At 34.7% G+C, this 15857-nt stretch carries 13 protein-coding genes; 12 read left to right on the top strand and 1 reads right to left on the bottom strand.

The genetic code is table 11. The features are described from left to right. Positions 1 to 134 precede the first annotated feature (134 nt). The 12 genes from LEGAS_RS05105 to LEGAS_RS05050 all read left to right on the top strand — a co-directional run bounded on the left by LEGAS_RS05105 (position 135) and on the right by LEGAS_RS05050 (position 14892). Positions 135 to 542, top strand: a complete 408-nt coding sequence (locus LEGAS_RS05105) for a GNAT family N-acetyltransferase (protein ID WP_010382261.1) — start codon at positions 135 to 137, stop codon at positions 540 to 542. 364 nt (positions 543 to 906) lie between these two features. Continuing rightward, positions 907 to 1323, top strand: coding sequence for a hypothetical protein (locus LEGAS_RS05100; RefSeq protein WP_010382258.1), 417 nt, complete (start codon positions 907 to 909; stop codon positions 1321 to 1323). After that, positions 1301 to 1771: a MarR family winged helix-turn-helix transcriptional regulator gene (locus LEGAS_RS05095; protein ID WP_010382255.1), complete on the top strand. Its 471-nt coding sequence runs from the start codon at positions 1301 to 1303 to the stop codon at positions 1769 to 1771. The genes LEGAS_RS05100 and LEGAS_RS05095 overlap by 23 nt, the downstream gene beginning before the upstream one ends. Positions 1772 to 3047: 1276 nt before the next feature. Next, entirely contained in the window at positions 3048 to 4895 is a 1848-nt protein-coding gene (dnaG, locus tag LEGAS_RS05090; protein WP_013231603.1) for a DNA primase, read from the top strand. A 66-nt stretch (positions 4896 to 4961) separates the two neighbouring features. Continuing rightward, the gene (gene rpoD, locus LEGAS_RS05085; protein WP_010016737.1) at positions 4962 to 6260 is read left to right on the top strand and encodes an RNA polymerase sigma factor RpoD; all 1299 of its coding nucleotides are present in this window, start codon (positions 4962 to 4964) and stop codon (positions 6258 to 6260) included. Positions 6261 to 6369: 109 nt separating this feature from the next. Continuing rightward, positions 6370 to 6933, top strand: a complete 564-nt coding sequence (locus LEGAS_RS05080) for a QueT transporter family protein (protein ID WP_013231602.1) — start codon at positions 6370 to 6372, stop codon at positions 6931 to 6933. Then, complete coding sequence (locus LEGAS_RS05075) at positions 6933 to 7670, top strand: 3-oxoacyl-ACP reductase (protein ID WP_013231601.1); 738 nt, start codon at positions 6933 to 6935, stop codon at positions 7668 to 7670. Before LEGAS_RS05080 ends, LEGAS_RS05075 begins: the two co-directional genes overlap by 1 nt. 259 nt (positions 7671 to 7929) lie before the next feature. Further along, complete coding sequence (locus LEGAS_RS05070) at positions 7930 to 8976, top strand: 2,3-butanediol dehydrogenase (protein WP_010389655.1); 1047 nt, start codon at positions 7930 to 7932, stop codon at positions 8974 to 8976. A 99-nt stretch (positions 8977 to 9075) separates the two neighbouring features. Beyond that, the gene (locus LEGAS_RS05065) at positions 9076 to 9555 is read left to right on the top strand and encodes a glutathione peroxidase (RefSeq protein WP_010389653.1); all 480 of its coding nucleotides are present in this window, start codon (positions 9076 to 9078) and stop codon (positions 9553 to 9555) included. A 112-nt stretch (positions 9556 to 9667) separates the two neighbouring features. After that, complete coding sequence (locus LEGAS_RS05060) at positions 9668 to 10666, top strand: AI-2E family transporter (RefSeq protein ID WP_013231600.1); 999 nt, start codon at positions 9668 to 9670, stop codon at positions 10664 to 10666. Positions 10667 to 10867: 201 nt separating this feature from the next. After that, the gene (locus LEGAS_RS05055) at positions 10868 to 11788 is read left to right on the top strand and encodes an aldo/keto reductase (RefSeq protein WP_010383495.1); all 921 of its coding nucleotides are present in this window, start codon (positions 10868 to 10870) and stop codon (positions 11786 to 11788) included. Positions 11789 to 12252: 464 nt separating this feature from the next. After that, positions 12253 to 14892, top strand: coding sequence for a cation-translocating P-type ATPase (locus tag LEGAS_RS05050; protein WP_013231599.1), 2640 nt, complete (start codon positions 12253 to 12255; stop codon positions 14890 to 14892). Positions 14893 to 14989: 97 nt separating this feature from the next. Here the strand turns inward: LEGAS_RS05050 and LEGAS_RS05045 are convergent, their stop codons facing one another. Continuing rightward, positions 14990 to 15832 (bottom strand): helix-turn-helix domain-containing protein, encoded by an 843-nt coding sequence (locus LEGAS_RS05045; RefSeq protein WP_013231598.1) that lies wholly within the window; start codon positions 15830 to 15832, stop codon positions 14990 to 14992. Between the last annotated feature and the right edge of the window lie 25 nt (positions 15833 to 15857).

Genomic DNA, 15857 nt, shown 5'->3' with positions numbered 1-15857 from the left:
TTGATATAGTGTTACTTTTTGTATCAACATTTATGTTAAAATGGCTGTAATTGGAGATATTTAATATGCTAGTATACTATAAAATTAATTTTTATCACATAAATTAAAAATATCTTATATAGGAGTTGTATTTAATGATTAGTTACAAAGAGACTAAGGAATTGTCTAATAATGATCTTAAAAAACTATACTTAAGTGTTCAGTGGTTTGTATATACAGATGATATGGGTACGCTTAAACAAGCGATTAGTAATTCACTGGCAGTTGTATCTGCTTGGGATAATGATAAATTAGTTGGATTAACCCGAGTTGTCGGAGATGGATCCACAATAATATATGTTCAAGACTTATTGGTTCACCCAGAATATCAAAATAAAAGAATTGGCACAATTATGTTATCTATGATTCTAGATAAATATAAACAGGTTAGACAAAAGGTCTTATTGACAGATGACGAACCTATTGTTAGAAATTTTTATGAAAATAATGGCTTTATGTCTGCTGACCAAGGAAATACTGTTGCTTTCTATAAATTTTTGTAATGAAATATCATAATTTTAATATAAAAATTATGATATTCATATTTTAGTGAGATGAGTATCAGGTAAACTATAAAATCAAACTAAACGCCTGACAAAAAAAGCTGGATCTTGTGTCTTTTAATGTGTCATATTTTATAATGCTAAGATCAAATCAATGAAAACGCCTAACTGGCAATCTTCACGAAAAGTTTTTAAGGAAGATGTGATTGTTCAGATGAGTCCTGCAATCTACAATATTCAAAGGGATTTTTAGTTAATACTCTTTGTGGATAGTTGACAAGACGTTGTTAAACTCTTTTTATTTTATTTGACAAATTATTTTTTTGGAGTTAATAGTTAACATGTTAACTAATAGGAGGAAATTATGGAACAACGAGATATGAAGACATTGATTGAAAATACCTACGAGGATGTATTAAATAATCTTAAAGTAGATACAATAGACAAATATTTTGATACGCGTTATCGACAAACAACAGATGGGATAGACGCAACATACGATCAATTCAAGCAGCACATTATGACCCTACAAAAAGTGACAAAAAATATTCAAGTACCTCATTTTCTCGAAGAAATGTTTGATGTGCAAAATCAAAAAGTATTTCTTCACTATGTCGTTAATGTTACAAAGATTGACAATGTAGTAGGGCATGTTGAAGTATTTGCCCTATTTTCTATCGAAGGCAAGAAAATCATTAGATGTGAAGAAGTAACACAATCTTTAGATGATAAAACTTTAAACGATTTGGGCAGTAAAAATGACTCAAAAATTGCAAAATAATATTATTAAAAAGTTAATTAGTTTGTACAGTGCTCAAGCAAAAATTAGGAATAGAAAAGATCATCTCAGTCGAACGATTGATTTCAAAAATGTAAATGCGTCACTGTCATTAAGACAATTAGAAGCATTATCTTTAATTAATTCAGACACTCAATGTGGGATCACAAAGCTGTCAAGTGTCCTATCTATCAGTAAACCCGCTGTGTCAAGACTTATCAGTAAGCTAGAAAGTAATAAGTTAATTACTATCGATTCAGGTCAAGATAAAAGACAGAAAAAAATTCAACTAACTTCTCAAGGTAAAATATTGGCTGAACAACATGATCGTTTGCACAGTGAGGCTGTTAAAGGCTATTTAGGTATTTTAGATAACTTTGATCATAATGAATTACTAGTAATCGAGAAATTTATAGATGCACTGAGCCAACATATTATTCAGAAAAAATAAAAGACCGGTCTTTTAAACTAAAATTAATCATTTCAACTTCCACTAGATGTCTTGATGTTAGGTAATTAATATCATCACGAAGCACTAATTATTGATAAGCCTGTTTGTTGCCAATTAACAATTTCAACATACTTTTGTTTGACAGAGTCTGGTTTTGCGTTGCCTTTTTTTCTGATAACGTTGTGAACACAACAGAAAAAGAGAAGTAAAATGTATCGAAAATATACGGTTGTCTCTTGGCTGTAACTTTAATCATTTTTTCTAGTCTATTCAATCTGATTGATTAGTTTCAATCACAAACAAATGACCTAACTTATTAACAACATTAGTTAAATTCAAAAACACAATAATAATTTATAAACGCAGGCACTTAGTTCAAAATAGCCCAATGTGAGTGCAGATACGACCCAACTAGATAAATTGTGTAACTGAGATTGGATGTTATTCGGTCAATCTGATTTTGATGCCAGGGCAAAATCTAAGGCACCTTATGTAACAGAAGACATTTGTCAAAGTAGTTTAGATTTCAAACCGAATTCAGATAAAATTCTAACACAAACGGACAGAAAGTGATGAAGTAGTAATGACTAAAGTTGTGGTCTTTGCCAAAAGTTGTCTGAAAAATGGGACAAAGGCAATGATTTTAATATTAATAATGTTAACAAGTAACGTTGATCATGTTTCTAGTCAGAAAATGCTAGGGGCTCTACAAGTATCTGGGTAATCGCAACAAAAGATTTTTCAGCAATTTGTCGTGTTCGGTTAATTCTTGCAATCTACCATAAATGAATAAAAAGCATCAAATTGTATGAGCTTTCTTTCGTAAAAATTTGATGCTTTTTTGAATCTAAGCGTTCTTGATTGATGTGGTATTAGACATGCTGGTCAAGATTGTGTACAAGGGACTGGATTGGTTTATTTGTGATGACATAAGAAAAGAACAACGTTAGTAAAAAATAAGGGAAACTTTTTTGTTTTTCTCAAAATATCATCAAACTGTAATAAACACTATCATCATTGATATGCAAGCATGGCTCGCTAAAAGATAGCCAAAAAAAAGATGAAAAGTGCGTCAATATTCTATTTTGGGTTGACATGTGCCGTCTGCTTTTAGTTAACATAATCTGGTTAATTAAAAAAAGAAATGTTGATATAACAGTAGGTCAGGTGACGTTGTAGGGATTGACAAATCAAGTTGTACGACGTATAATTTAGTGTAGTTCAATTGAAATGTCGCAGACTGTCGTTTGCGACATTTATTGTTGAAAGGTGGTCTATGGCAAGTCGAATTCCAGAATCGTTCATTACTGAAGTACGTCAAAAAGTGAATATCGTCGATGTGATTGGTCAATATACGGATCTCGTCAAGCGCGGGCGCCAATGGAATGGGTCTTGTCCATTTCATGATGATCATCATCCTTCATTGTTTGTTGAAGAAAATAAGCAAGTATTTAATTGTTTTTCCTGTGGTCGTTCGGGTTCTGTTTTTTCATTTTTAATGGAAAAAGAAGGCATGAGTTATCCGGAAGCCATTTTGTCACTAGCTGAAAGTGCAGACATGCAGGTTGACAGTAGTATTTCTGCTGGCGTAACACAACAAGTTGATAGCACAACACAAGTTGTTTATCAATTACATACCGCTGCGCAACGGCTCTATCAGCATATATTGTTGAATACAACGTCTGGAGAACAAGCATTAGCTTATCTTCATGATAAACGTCAATTAACTGATGATATTATCAAACACTTTGGGATTGGGTTTGTCCCAGAAGACAATGCACTCTTAAATTACGCGACCGAACAAAATATTTCTAGAGAAATGATGCGAACATCTGAGTTGTTTATTTCGAATGATCAAGGTGAATTACGAGATCGCTTTTCTGGTCGCATAGTCTGGCCAATTAAAACTGAACGCGGTCAAGTGGTTGGGTTTTCAGGTCGTGCGTTAAATGCTAATAATAGTATCAAGTATATGAACAGCCCAGAAAGTCCTTTTTTTACGAAAGGGAAGATTTTATATAATTTTGATCTATCTAAAAATCAAATTCGGCAAACAAATACGGTTATGATTTTTGAAGGATTTATGGATGTTATTTCCGCAAGTATGGCCGAAAAACCAGTTGGTGTGGCGACAATGGGTACGGCACTAACACGTGATCATGTGAGACAATTATCGCACGTAGCGAAACGTATTTTGTTAGTGTATGACGGCGATGAAGCAGGTCAAAATGCAGCACGTCGTTCTATTGATCTCATTCGAGAATACGCAAAAAATGTTGATATTGGTGTGGTATATTTACCAGATCATCTTGATCCTGATGAAGTACGTGTGCAACGTGGATTGTCAGTGTTAAAACAAACATTAGAACAAAATATTCAAACACCTGTAGAGTTTTTGGTAAATGCAGCACGTGTCGGGAAAAATTTAAGTAATCAAGTACAGTATCTTGCATTTTTACAAGAGGTAATGAAAACATTAAAATCTGCATCTCCTGTTGAGCAAGATATTCAATTGACTCGAATTGCTAATGAATTTGGAACATCAAAGCACGCGTTACAAACACAATTACAACAAAGTGTGACTCAAAAAGCCAGTAAATCCCAACAAACCTATAGTACTATGGTTGAACCGCCATTATACAGTAATGATTATGATGGTGGTTTAGGACAAAAAGATATTAATCAAAGCATTACACAAGTTGAGCAAGCTGAGCGAGCACTAATCATGGCAATGATTAAATCATCACAAGTGATGGTTCAAGTAAAAGAGACAGCGGGATTTGCTTTTGTACATCCGGATTATCAATTATTAATGATGCTGACAAATATCTATCAAACGCAGCATCCTGGAGATTTTGATTTAGCTCAATACATGGATTTTATCCAAAAACCAGAATTGAATCAAAAAATTATGGCAATTGATCGCTCATATGGTGACATTGCAATTGAAAAAGCCGCAATCAACGATTACTTACGTGTTATCATGCATGATGCACCTATTGATGCGCGAATTCGTGAGTTGCAACAAGCAATTAATACAGCTAAACAACAGCATGATGATGCAAAATTGTTACAATTTATGACAGAATTAATTAATATCAAAAAGAAGCAATCAGAATTATAAATATAATCAAAGACGTATTTTTAGTACGCGCCTTTGAAATGGCTTTTATGCTAGGAGAAATAATCAATGGCAACTATTTTAGCTTCAAGTAAAATTTCAGACATCAAGGATTACCTAGATGAACAAAAAATCTCATACAATAGCCGTGCTAAAAAAGCAGAACTTTTAGCATTAGCACAGGGCAAAACACCAGAGGAAGCTGCTGCCGCTGGCAAAGCTTCTAAGCCTAAAGTGGCCAAAAAATCAGGGATTATTAAGAACCCTGAATATGATAAAGCTGTCAAGGCGTTGATTGCAGAATATAAGGCTGCTAAAGCAATTACATATGCAGATTTGGCAAAAAGGTTAGCAGAACCATTTAATTTAGACGGTGAAAATATCGAACGGTTAATGGAAAAAGTTGAAGATTCTGGTGTTGCAATTGTTGATGAAAAAGGTGAACCAGCACCTGAAGTATTAAAGGCAAAGCAAAATAAGCCATCCAAAGAAGAGTTAGATCAAGCACAAGAAACACCTGCCGGCATTAAAATAAACGATCCTGTGCGTATGTACCTTAAAGAAATTGGTCGTGTTAATTTATTGAAAGGTGACGAAGAAATTAATATTGCTAAACGCATTGAAGATGGTGATATTGAAGCCAAACAAGAATTAGCAGAAGCTAATTTACGATTGGTTGTTTCTATTGCTAAACGATATGTTGGTCGTGGGATGCAATTTTTGGATTTGATTCAAGAAGGTAACATGGGTTTGATGAAAGCCGTTGATAAGTTTGATTACACCAAAGGATTCAAGTTTTCAACCTATGCTACATGGTGGATTCGTCAGGCAATAACACGCGCTATTGCTGATCAAGCGCGCACCATTCGTATTCCTGTTCATATGGTTGAAACAATTAATAAATTAATTCGTATTCAACGTCAGTTGCTTCAAGATTTGGGTCGTGAACCATTGCCAGAAGAAATTGGGGCTGAAATGGATTTGACACCTGATAAAGTACGTGAAATATTAAAAATTGCGCAGGAACCAGTTTCACTTGAAACACCGATCGGTGAAGAAGATGATTCACATTTAGGGGACTTTATTGAGGACAATGAAGCTGTTTCCCCAGCTGATTCAGCAGCATATGAAATGTTACGTGAACAACTTGAATCTGTGTTGGAGACATTAACTGACCGTGAAGAAAATGTGTTACGTTTGCGTTTTGGTTTGGAAGATGGCCGCACACGTACACTTGAAGAGGTAGGTCGTGTATTTGGTGTGACAAGAGAACGTATTCGCCAAATTGAAGCTAAAGCATTGCGTAAGCTCCGCCACCCTAGTCGTTCCAAGCAATTAAAAGATTTTATGGATGATGGCAATAATTAACCATTTTTGAAGCGACAGGTTCTGTGGCTTTTTTTATTATCATATGTTATGCTACTTGTTAGCGGTTCATCAACCTTCCCGCTTATAAAAAAACTAGGAGATGTTTAATATGCAAAAAAATTTAGTTAAAACGGATAAGTCTATTGGCTCGGTACAAAACATTACGCTGATCGCAGTTATTGCGGCTGTTTATGCTACCATTACGTTTGTGATTCAACCTTTTGCTTTTGGGCCCGTGCAATTACGCGCCTCTGAAGGATTAAATCATTTAGCAGCATGGCACAAACGCTATATTATAGCATTAGGTTTAGGGGTATTTATTGCTAATCTGGTTTCCCCACTTGGTTGGATTGATTGGATATTTGGAACTATGGGCACTGTTATTATGACTAGCATTACTTACTTAGCGACACGCCGTGTTAAGCATGCTGTTACAAAAATTGTAATTAGTTCAGTAGTGGTTGCGACCATAGGCATGGCAATTTTAGCTGCAGAATTCACATTAGCTTTTAATATTGGTGCTAGTGGTGCTTTTCCTTCTGGTTCGAATGGTGGGCTCTTTGCGCAGTGGCTGGCATATTATTTAAGTGTGATGCCTGGTGAGGTGGTTTCATTAATTGCTGGTGGTATTGTTATCTATGCACTAAGTAAGATGGTTGACTTAAGTAAATAATGATTGAACAAAATTATACAAATAAAAATATTTTATTAACCGGTGCCGCATCAGGGATCGGTTTTTCACAATTAAAGACATATTTAGCTGCCGACGCAATTGTTTATGCATTGGATTATCAAAAAATCCCTTTAAATCATCCACATCTGCACACTTTTAAAATTGACTTAAGTGAACATGATGCCTTACTGGAACTTGTTAAAAAAATAACGGATAAAGTTGATTTTGATATATTATTAAATACGGCTGGTATTTTAGATGATTACCAATCATCAACAAACACGTCGCTATCTGATTGGCAATTAGTGTTGAATACGAATTTAACACCGATGTTTATTCTAAGCAATGCTCTTTTACCAGCTATGTTATCACGCGGTTATGGCCATATTATTAATATGGCTTCAATTGCTGGTTTTTCAGCTGGTGGTGGTGGCGCAGCCTATACTGCGAGTAAACATGCCATTATTGGTTATACAAAACAACTAGCGTATGATTATGCGGCACAGGGATTACATACGAATGCCATTGCTCCTGGTGCAATTAAAACACCTATGAACGCAGCAGATTTTACTGGTAATGGCGATATGGCAAAAAAAGTCGCGTCTCAAACACCAGCTAAACGTTGGGCCACAGCACAAGAAGTTGCTAATTTGACGCTGTATTTAACAAGCCCTCAAGCTGATTATATCAACGGTGCGGTACTGCCAATAGACGGTGGTTGGACAATTGGACATTAACATCATAAAACATTACTACTATTATAGATCTGTATTCAATTCTATAATTAAAGAAGATATTTGATCGAAAAATGATTTTTGGATTGAACGTGAATTAAGATTGATAGTTCAAAAAAATTCAGATAACGTGACTAAAAAAAGATAATTTAGAGGCACAATTGCATTGTAAATTCTGTGACCATTTTCAATGAGTAGTGCTATAATAAAATCAAGCGATAGCTAATTTTAAAATACGTACTCATGATAAAGGAGAATTATAATGAAAGCAGCTGTATGGCATGGCGTTAAAGATGTTCGCGTTGAAGAAGTGGAATTGAAACCAACCAAATCAAATGAAGTGGTTGTTCGCGTTGCTTACGCTGGTATCTGTGGTAGCGACTTGCATGAATATCTTGAAGGTCCAGTGTTTATTCCGGTTGATCAACCAGATGAACTAACAGGTGGTCAAGCACCGTTAACAATGGGTCATGAATTTTCAGGTGTTATTGAAAAAATTGGTGCTGATGTTACTAAGTATAAAGTTGGCGACCATGTGTCAATTAATCCAACGATTACTAAAGGACATGTACCTGATGATGTAGATGTGTATGATGGCTACAGTTTCATTGGTTTGAGTACTGATGGTGGATTCACTTCACACGTCAATGTACCCGAAGATAGCTTGTATCGTTTACCAGAAGATTTTTCAATGAAATTAGCAGCCACAATTGAACCTACAGCAGTTGCTGTTCAGGCTGTTAAAGAAGGTGGTCTACGTTTCGGTGAAAAAGTAGTTATATTTGGTGCTGGACCAATCGGTGTATTAGTAGCGGCTGCCGCAAAAGCAGCTGGTGCGACTAAAATTGTTGCTGTTGATCTATCTGAAGTTCGCCTGAATAAAGCGCTTGAAATGGGAGCAACTGATATTATTAACCCAAGCCAAGTAGATGATACAGTAGCTGCCATTAAAAATATTATTCCTGGGGGTGCAGATGTCTCGTTTGAAGTAGCTGGGGTACAACCTACATTCGAGCAAGCAATTGATGCAACACGACCACGAGGTACAATGGTTATTGTATCAATATTTGCGCGCCCAATTACATTTAACCCAATGCAACTCATGAATGCTGGCGTTAAATTAACAACAACTATTGCCTATTCAAAAGAAACTTTCCAACAAACTGTTGATCTTGTAAGTAGTGGTCAAATTGATGTGGCACCGGTAATTACTGATACGATTGAATTAGATAATATTGTGACCGATGGTTTTGAGTCACTAACACATGATAAATCTCAAGCTAAAATTATAGTTGACTTAAGTAAATAGTCTTTCAAGCAGTCCTTTTCTATTGGAAAAGGCTGCTTTTATCTTATTATTAAAAGTATAGCCTATACCTTATAATTTAGGCCATAGAAAGGAAAATTAATGTCTGAAAATGTATATCAATTTACTGTCATGAAGGAAAACGGGGAGACTTATTCACTTGATGAACTGCGAGGGCGGCCAATAATTATCGTTAATACGGCTACTAAGTGTGGCTTTGCACCACAGTTTTCAGAGCTTGAAGCCATTTATCAAAAATATAAAGATGATGGGTTAATGATACTTGGGTTTCCATCAAATCAGTTTAAACAAGAATTGAATTCTAGTCATGATGCAGCAGAAGCATGTCGACTTTCTTATGGCGTTACATTTCCAATGCATCATTTAATTGCAGTTAATGGTAAAAATACAGATCCTTTGTTCAAATATTTGAAAAAAAGTATACCGGGTCCATTAGGAAGTACGATCAAATGGAATTTCACCAAATTTTTGGTTAATCGTGATGGACAAGTAGTGAAACGTTTTGCACCAAAAACGAGTCCAAACGATATGATTGATGATATCAAAAACGTGTTAAAATAAAAAAGTAATGCACTAAAAACATTTCAGATAGTCACTATCTGAAATGTTTTTAATATTGTCCGACTTATTTTTGATATTTCGTATATAATAAATGATATAGAGGGGGAATTCAATGAATTCATTTATATCATGGCGTCATAGCCAACTGTACCGTTACTTTGTGTTAGCAGTTATTATTGCACTGATTGTTTTTTTAAAACAATTTATGTCGTTATTACTACTCACAATTATTTTTTCATATCTAGCGATTAATGCTGGTAAACGGGTATCTGCTGTTTTAAAAACGTCGCGTGCAATATCAATTGCTTTAGTTTATATTTTGGTAATCACTTTAATTGTATTAGCTATTAATCATGGTACGACAACTGTGATGCATCAAGTTAAAAGTATGATGGCACTGGCAACAGACACCAGTTGGGATACCAATGGCTTCCTAAAGGAAGTATACAAAAATATGCATCACTATACGAATACTTTAAATACTGATCAATTGATTTCAAAAGGAATTTCGCATTTAAATCAAGTTGGTCATGTCTTGTATGAATTAGTTTTAGCATTGCTGTTTAGCTTCATATTTAGTATGACATACCCACAGTTGCGAGCATGGTCATTGCATTTTCTACATAGTCCATACCATAAATTTTTTGGTGAGTTTTATATTATTATTCATCGCTTTATTATTATATTAGGTAGATTATTTGAAGTACAACTCATGATATGTGTTATCAATACAGCAGTCATGGTGGCAGTACTAGCATTTTTGCAGTTTCCATACCTATTAGGATTTGCAATTCTGATATTTATTCTGGGATTAATTCCAGTTTTTGGTGTCATTATTTCCTTAGTACCATTAACAATTACTGCTTTTATCATTGGAAATTGGCATACGGTATTGATTATTTTAGTAGCTGTCGCATGTGTCCATTTTCTTGAGTCATATTTTTTGCATCCACACTTTATGTCACAGCGAACGCACATGCCGATATTAGTCATTTTGCTCAATCTAATTATCATGGAAAAACTGTTTGGTGTTTGGGGATTGGTTGTCGGTTTACCTATCCTAACATTTTTACTTGATTTTTTTAGAATTCAAAAATTCAAAAACCAATGATATCATATACTCTGAAAGTTACTTTAACTTTCGGGGTATTTTTAATTAACAGGCCCAATAAGTTAATCCTTGGAATTAGAGGAGATTACATGTTTGCGAATGCACATAGCAAAACAGTGATAGTATTATGAGCAAATTACCAACTTGCAATAACACTTTGTTGTATAATTGCAAATAATAAAGACAAACTAGGAGGATATCATGTTAATCGATCAAAACGAAGTCAAAATGATTAATAATCAGGCCATTAAATTAGGTATTGGAACCAATAAGGTGGGTGGCCACAATTTATTTGATAATTTAAAAGATCAAGATGGTTTTGATGTTGTCAAAGAAGCGCTTGATTCTGGTATCACCATGATTGATACGGCATATATGTATGGGTTAGGACGCTCTGAGGAAATTATTGGACAGGTTATAAAAAATTATCCTAGGGAAAATTTTAAAATTGCCACAAAAGCTGCCCAAGATCCAGACAATAATTTAACGATCAATAATGATCCTATCTTTTTAGAAAAATCTGTGAACGATGCTCTGTCACGACTACAAACTGACTATATTGATATTTTTTATATTCACTTTCCAGATGACAAAACACCAAAATATAAAGCTGTTGCAGCGTTAAATGAATTGAAAAAAGCTGGCAAAATTCGTGCGATTGGCCTTTCTAATTTTAGTTTAGAACAAATCAAAGAAGCGAATAAAAATAATCAAGTGGATTATGTTGAAGATCATTATAATCTCATTCAACGTCATGTGGAGCGAGAAATATGGCCGTACTTAAAAGAAAACGACATCAAGTTCGTACCTTATTTTCCGTTGGCTTCAGGTTTGCTGACTGGAAAATATACAATTGATGATGCTAATAAATTCAAGCATTTGAATCGTGAAGAGTTTGAAAAAATTATTCAAATACTAAAGGGTATTGATGTTATTGCTAATAAGCATGGTGCTACAGTTACGCAAATAATATTAGCTTGGTATATTAAAAACCCCGAAATAAGTGCTGTTATCCCAGGTGCACGAGTTCCTAGTCAAGTGGCTGATAACGTTGCTACTTTGAAGATTGATTTGTCTACAGACGAATACCAAAATATTGACAATGCGTTTAAATCTTTCTAAGAAATTGTCCGTCCTGATTCTCCTATTCAAAACCATTGTTGCATGTTAGTTGTTGTTTTGAACTGATTGTTCTAAACAATATGAAAGTTTATTTTATCATTATAGAGATATCATAGTTCCGATAGTTAAGCCGCGTGCGTAGATTTATATTTATTTAAATTTGCGCGTTTTTTTTATGAGACTAAAACATAGAATCGGCTAACTATGTTATGATATATATAGTACATTAATTAAACAAATACACACATCGTGTCATTTATTTATCATATAATACCGGTGTATTGACTATAACAATAACATTATTTTAATAATATGAGAGTGATCGCTTAATTAACAACCGATATTTATCTATTGTTCGATTAGGGCATATTTTAGAATGATAATATGATGGACTTGTTATAAAGAATGGAATTTGTTTATTTTATAGTTGTATTGAAATGACTAAAAGTCAAGGAGGAATTCGAATGACAGCGTACCGAAAGGGTATTGAAGAAACAATCGCAGCACAAAATGTTGATGTGCAAGAAGGATTAAGTAAAAAACAGGTGAGCTCTAGCCGAGAAAAGTTTGGCAGTAACGTGTTTGTCACAAACAAGAAGGAACCATTGTGGCATAAAATATTAATTAGTTTAAAAGACGTGGCAACTATTATATTATTGATTGCTGCAGTTATTTCATTTGTGGCAACATACATAGAAGGAACGGGGCATTATTTTGAAAGTTTACTGATTATTGGTATTGTTATCATTAACTCGTTCCTTTCGATTTTTCAAGAAGGAAAAGCTGAAAATTCATTAGCAGCTTTACATAATTTAAATCGCACCCAGGTCAAAGTTTTACGCGATGGGGAAGCGAATCTCGTTGATGCAGACGACATTGTTTTAGGTGATATACTGATAATTGAGAATGGCAGTGCAATTGTTGCAGATGCTCGCTTGATTGAAGCAATTGAGTTACAAGCAGAAGAATCTGCATTAACTGGGGAAAGTTTACCGGTTGAAAAAGACGCCGAGGCAATCTTTAATTCTGATACTGAAGTGAGTTTAGGTGAACGTGTGACAATGGTCTATCGTGGCACGACAATTGTCAATGGGCATGGTAAAGCTATCGTCACGGCTGTCGGTATGCAAACTGAGATGGGGACAATTGCTGGTCTTCTTAATGCTGAAAATGGGACATCGTTAACCCCATTGCAACGACGTTTAGTTCAATTGGGTAAAAATATTTCTTGGGTTGCCATTGGGGCGGCTGTAGTTGTTTTGATTCTCGGCATTGCGCAAGGAATGGATTTGAAACATATTTTCTTAACCGCAATATCTTTAGCAGTTGCGGTTGTGCCTGAAACTTTAGCTGTTATTGTGACAATGACATTAGCTTTAGGTGTGCAAAGAATCGCACAAAAACACGCCATTATTCGACGATTACCAGCTGTTGAAATTTTGGGAACAACAAATGTTATTGCTTCTGATAAAACTGGGACATTAACCCAAAACAAAATGACTGTCCGCAAAGTGTGGCAGAATGAACAAGATTATTTAAGTGAAACACATGACGCTCTAGACCCTCATGCTATAGAGGTTTTATCACTAGCAGCAATTTCAACAAATGTGTCAATTAAAAAGAATGATGGGCAAACGATATACGATGGTTTACCAACTGAGGTGGCCTTAGTACGTGCCATCGAAATGGAGAAATCCCGTGATGCACTGTTGGCTAAATACCCACTAGTAGATCAGATACCATTTAATTCTACAAAAAAGCGAATGACGACTGTTCATAAACAACCTGAAGGTGGTTATATTGCAATTACAAAGGGTGCTTTTGATGTTTTGTTGCCTATGATTAAACATGGAAATATGGTACAGGCTGAAAAAATTAATACAATGTTTGGTCGTGAAGCACTACGAGTGTTAACCATTTCAAAACAAACTTTTGATGTGATGCCTGAAAATCCAACCCAGGCATTTTATGAACAAAACTTAACGTTAGTAGGATTAGTTGGTATTATTGATCCACCTCGGCCAGAATCAACCCTAGCTGTTGAAAAGGCGCGTTTAGCTGGTGTTAAAACAATTATGATCACTGGTGACCATGTTGAAACGGCCAGTGCAATTGCCTCTGAAATAGGTATTTTACATGAGGGAGATCAAACAATTACCGGATCAGAGTTGGCTAAGTTATCAGATCAGGAACTCGATGCAAATATTAAAGCCTATACTGTTTATGCGCGTGTCACCCCAACTGATAAAATTAGAATTATCAAATCATGGCAGAGGCAAGATGCTACGATTGCAATGACTGGTGATGGTGTTAATGATGCGCCTGCATTAAAGGCAGCCAATGTAGGTATCTCTATGGGTGAAACGGGTACTGACGTTGCGCGTGACGCATCAGATATTATCTTAACAGATGATAACTTTGCAACAATTGTTGATGCCATTTCTGAAGGGCGTGGCGTATATATCAAAATTCGAAAAACCATTAACTTCTTATTGAGTGCAAACATATCAGAAATAATTGTGATTTTGATTGCAATGCTGCTAGGATGGGGATCACCATTGCTACCAGTTCACTTATTGTTCATTAATTTGGTGTCTGATGGCTTACCAGGATTTGCTTTAAGTCGTGAGCCGATACTAACAAATGTTATGAATGAACCACCAATGCCTAAAAAAACTAACTTATTTGCACAAGGGCTCGGTCGTCAAATAGCGATCAATGCGGCGTTATTTGCAATTGTAACCTTGATAGCGATTTGGATTGGCCAAAATGTTGTTTTTGGTGGCTTAGCACCAAATGAACAAATTGGTCAAACATTGGCATTTATAGTCTTATCGATGACGTCTATCATTCATGTTTTTAATATCCGTTCAGAAAAATCGTTATTTTCGATTAAATATAACGCCAATCCAGGTTTAGTAAATATGGCTATATTAGCAACTATTATTACGCTGGTAGTTGCACTATTGCCTGCGACACAAGTCTTGTTTGGATTGACAGCCGTTTCAGTAGGGCACTGGATAACTATTTTTGTATTGTCATTAGTACCAACAATTATTCTTGAAATTTTAAAACGTATTCAACCAACCTTATTTAAGGTATAACATCATAAATTAAGCTGTTGAATAATAATTACATGATAAAATATTGAAAACCCTCGAAATTTGGATTATGTCCAATTCGAGGGTTTTCAATTGATAACTATTTTTCAATTTGATAGTGTGTCAATATATGGTCAAATAATAATTTAGTTGTGTTAATGTGAAGGCGGTGTGTAATGCCATAAGCATCATCAATTTTTTGTACATCATTTTCAAAAATACCTTCCCAAAATAATAACCAAGTTTGAAATTCAAAATTCTGTTGATAAAATGTCAAAGGTGCAATTTTACCTAATAATTCACTCGTTAGATGATATTGATGTTGCACAATAGAAGCTTCTAAAATCATAATTAATACTGGAGCTACCATACGAGCAGTATTTTGAGACATGATTTTTTGAACGTATTGTTCAATAATGTCTGTAACATAGGGTTGTATATGTTCAACGCTTATCATATTAGCAACAAAAAAAAACAGGCAAAGATCATAATATTGCCAGTTCTCAATGCCAAAGAAATAATCTATGATTTCCTGTTGTATAGATGCTGATGCTATATTAAAATCTAAATGATACATTGTAGATTTTGTCATCAAAAAGAAGTGACGTAAAGCAACATCATTTGGGCGATGGGCAGACATTATTTTTATCGACTCACAGATTTTTTTGAGTTTAATTTTATTTTGATCAAGATATGCTTGCTCTAATTCCGATTTTAATAAAGATAAATTGTTTTTTTTATCAAAAACAGTATCAAAATAATCAACAATAGGTACGTTTAAAATATCACAAATTTGTTGAAGTGCACGATCAGTAGGTGATGTGAGACCGTTTTCAATTCGAGATATCATAGACTGAGAACCTATTAATTGTCCCAATTCTTTTTGCGAAATGCCTCTTGATTTTCTTGTTTTTCTAATAATTGCATTACTTTGAATTAACATTATTCCCCCCTTATTTATAATATTC

Source organism: Leuconostoc gasicomitatum LMG 18811 (genome assembly GCF_000196855.1).
In the GTDB taxonomy this organism is placed as follows: Bacteria; Bacillota; Bacilli; order Lactobacillales; family Lactobacillaceae; genus Leuconostoc; species Leuconostoc gasicomitatum.
Note: the sequence above shows the minus strand (reverse complement) of the source record. Positions and strands in the feature narration are given on the sequence as shown.

Excerpts from the sequence above, each read along its gene's own strand:
- LEGAS_RS05105 (WP_010382261.1), top strand. The coding sequence starts at position 135 with ATGATTAGTTACAAAGAGACTAAGGAATTGTCTAATAATGATCTTAAA.
- LEGAS_RS05100 (WP_010382258.1), top strand. The coding sequence starts at position 907 with ATGGAACAACGAGATATGAAGACATTGATTGAAAATACCTACGAGGAT.
- LEGAS_RS05095 (WP_010382255.1), top strand. The coding sequence starts at position 1,301 with ATGACTCAAAAATTGCAAAATAATATTATTAAAAAGTTAATTAGTTTG.
- dnaG (WP_013231603.1), top strand. The coding sequence starts at position 3,048 with ATGGCAAGTCGAATTCCAGAATCGTTCATTACTGAAGTACGTCAAAAA.
- rpoD (WP_010016737.1), top strand. The coding sequence starts at position 4,962 with ATGGCAACTATTTTAGCTTCAAGTAAAATTTCAGACATCAAGGATTAC.
- LEGAS_RS05080 (WP_013231602.1), top strand. The coding sequence starts at position 6,370 with ATGCAAAAAAATTTAGTTAAAACGGATAAGTCTATTGGCTCGGTACAA.
- LEGAS_RS05075 (WP_013231601.1), top strand. The coding sequence starts at position 6,933 with ATGATTGAACAAAATTATACAAATAAAAATATTTTATTAACCGGTGCC.
- LEGAS_RS05070 (WP_010389655.1), top strand. The coding sequence starts at position 7,930 with ATGAAAGCAGCTGTATGGCATGGCGTTAAAGATGTTCGCGTTGAAGAA.
- LEGAS_RS05065 (WP_010389653.1), top strand. The coding sequence starts at position 9,076 with ATGTCTGAAAATGTATATCAATTTACTGTCATGAAGGAAAACGGGGAG.
- LEGAS_RS05060 (WP_013231600.1), top strand. The coding sequence starts at position 9,668 with ATGAATTCATTTATATCATGGCGTCATAGCCAACTGTACCGTTACTTT.
- LEGAS_RS05055 (WP_010383495.1), top strand. The coding sequence starts at position 10,868 with ATGTTAATCGATCAAAACGAAGTCAAAATGATTAATAATCAGGCCATT.
- LEGAS_RS05050 (WP_013231599.1), top strand. The coding sequence starts at position 12,253 with ATGACAGCGTACCGAAAGGGTATTGAAGAAACAATCGCAGCACAAAAT.
- LEGAS_RS05045 (WP_013231598.1), bottom strand. The coding sequence starts at position 15,832 with ATGTTAATTCAAAGTAATGCAATTATTAGAAAAACAAGAAAATCAAGA.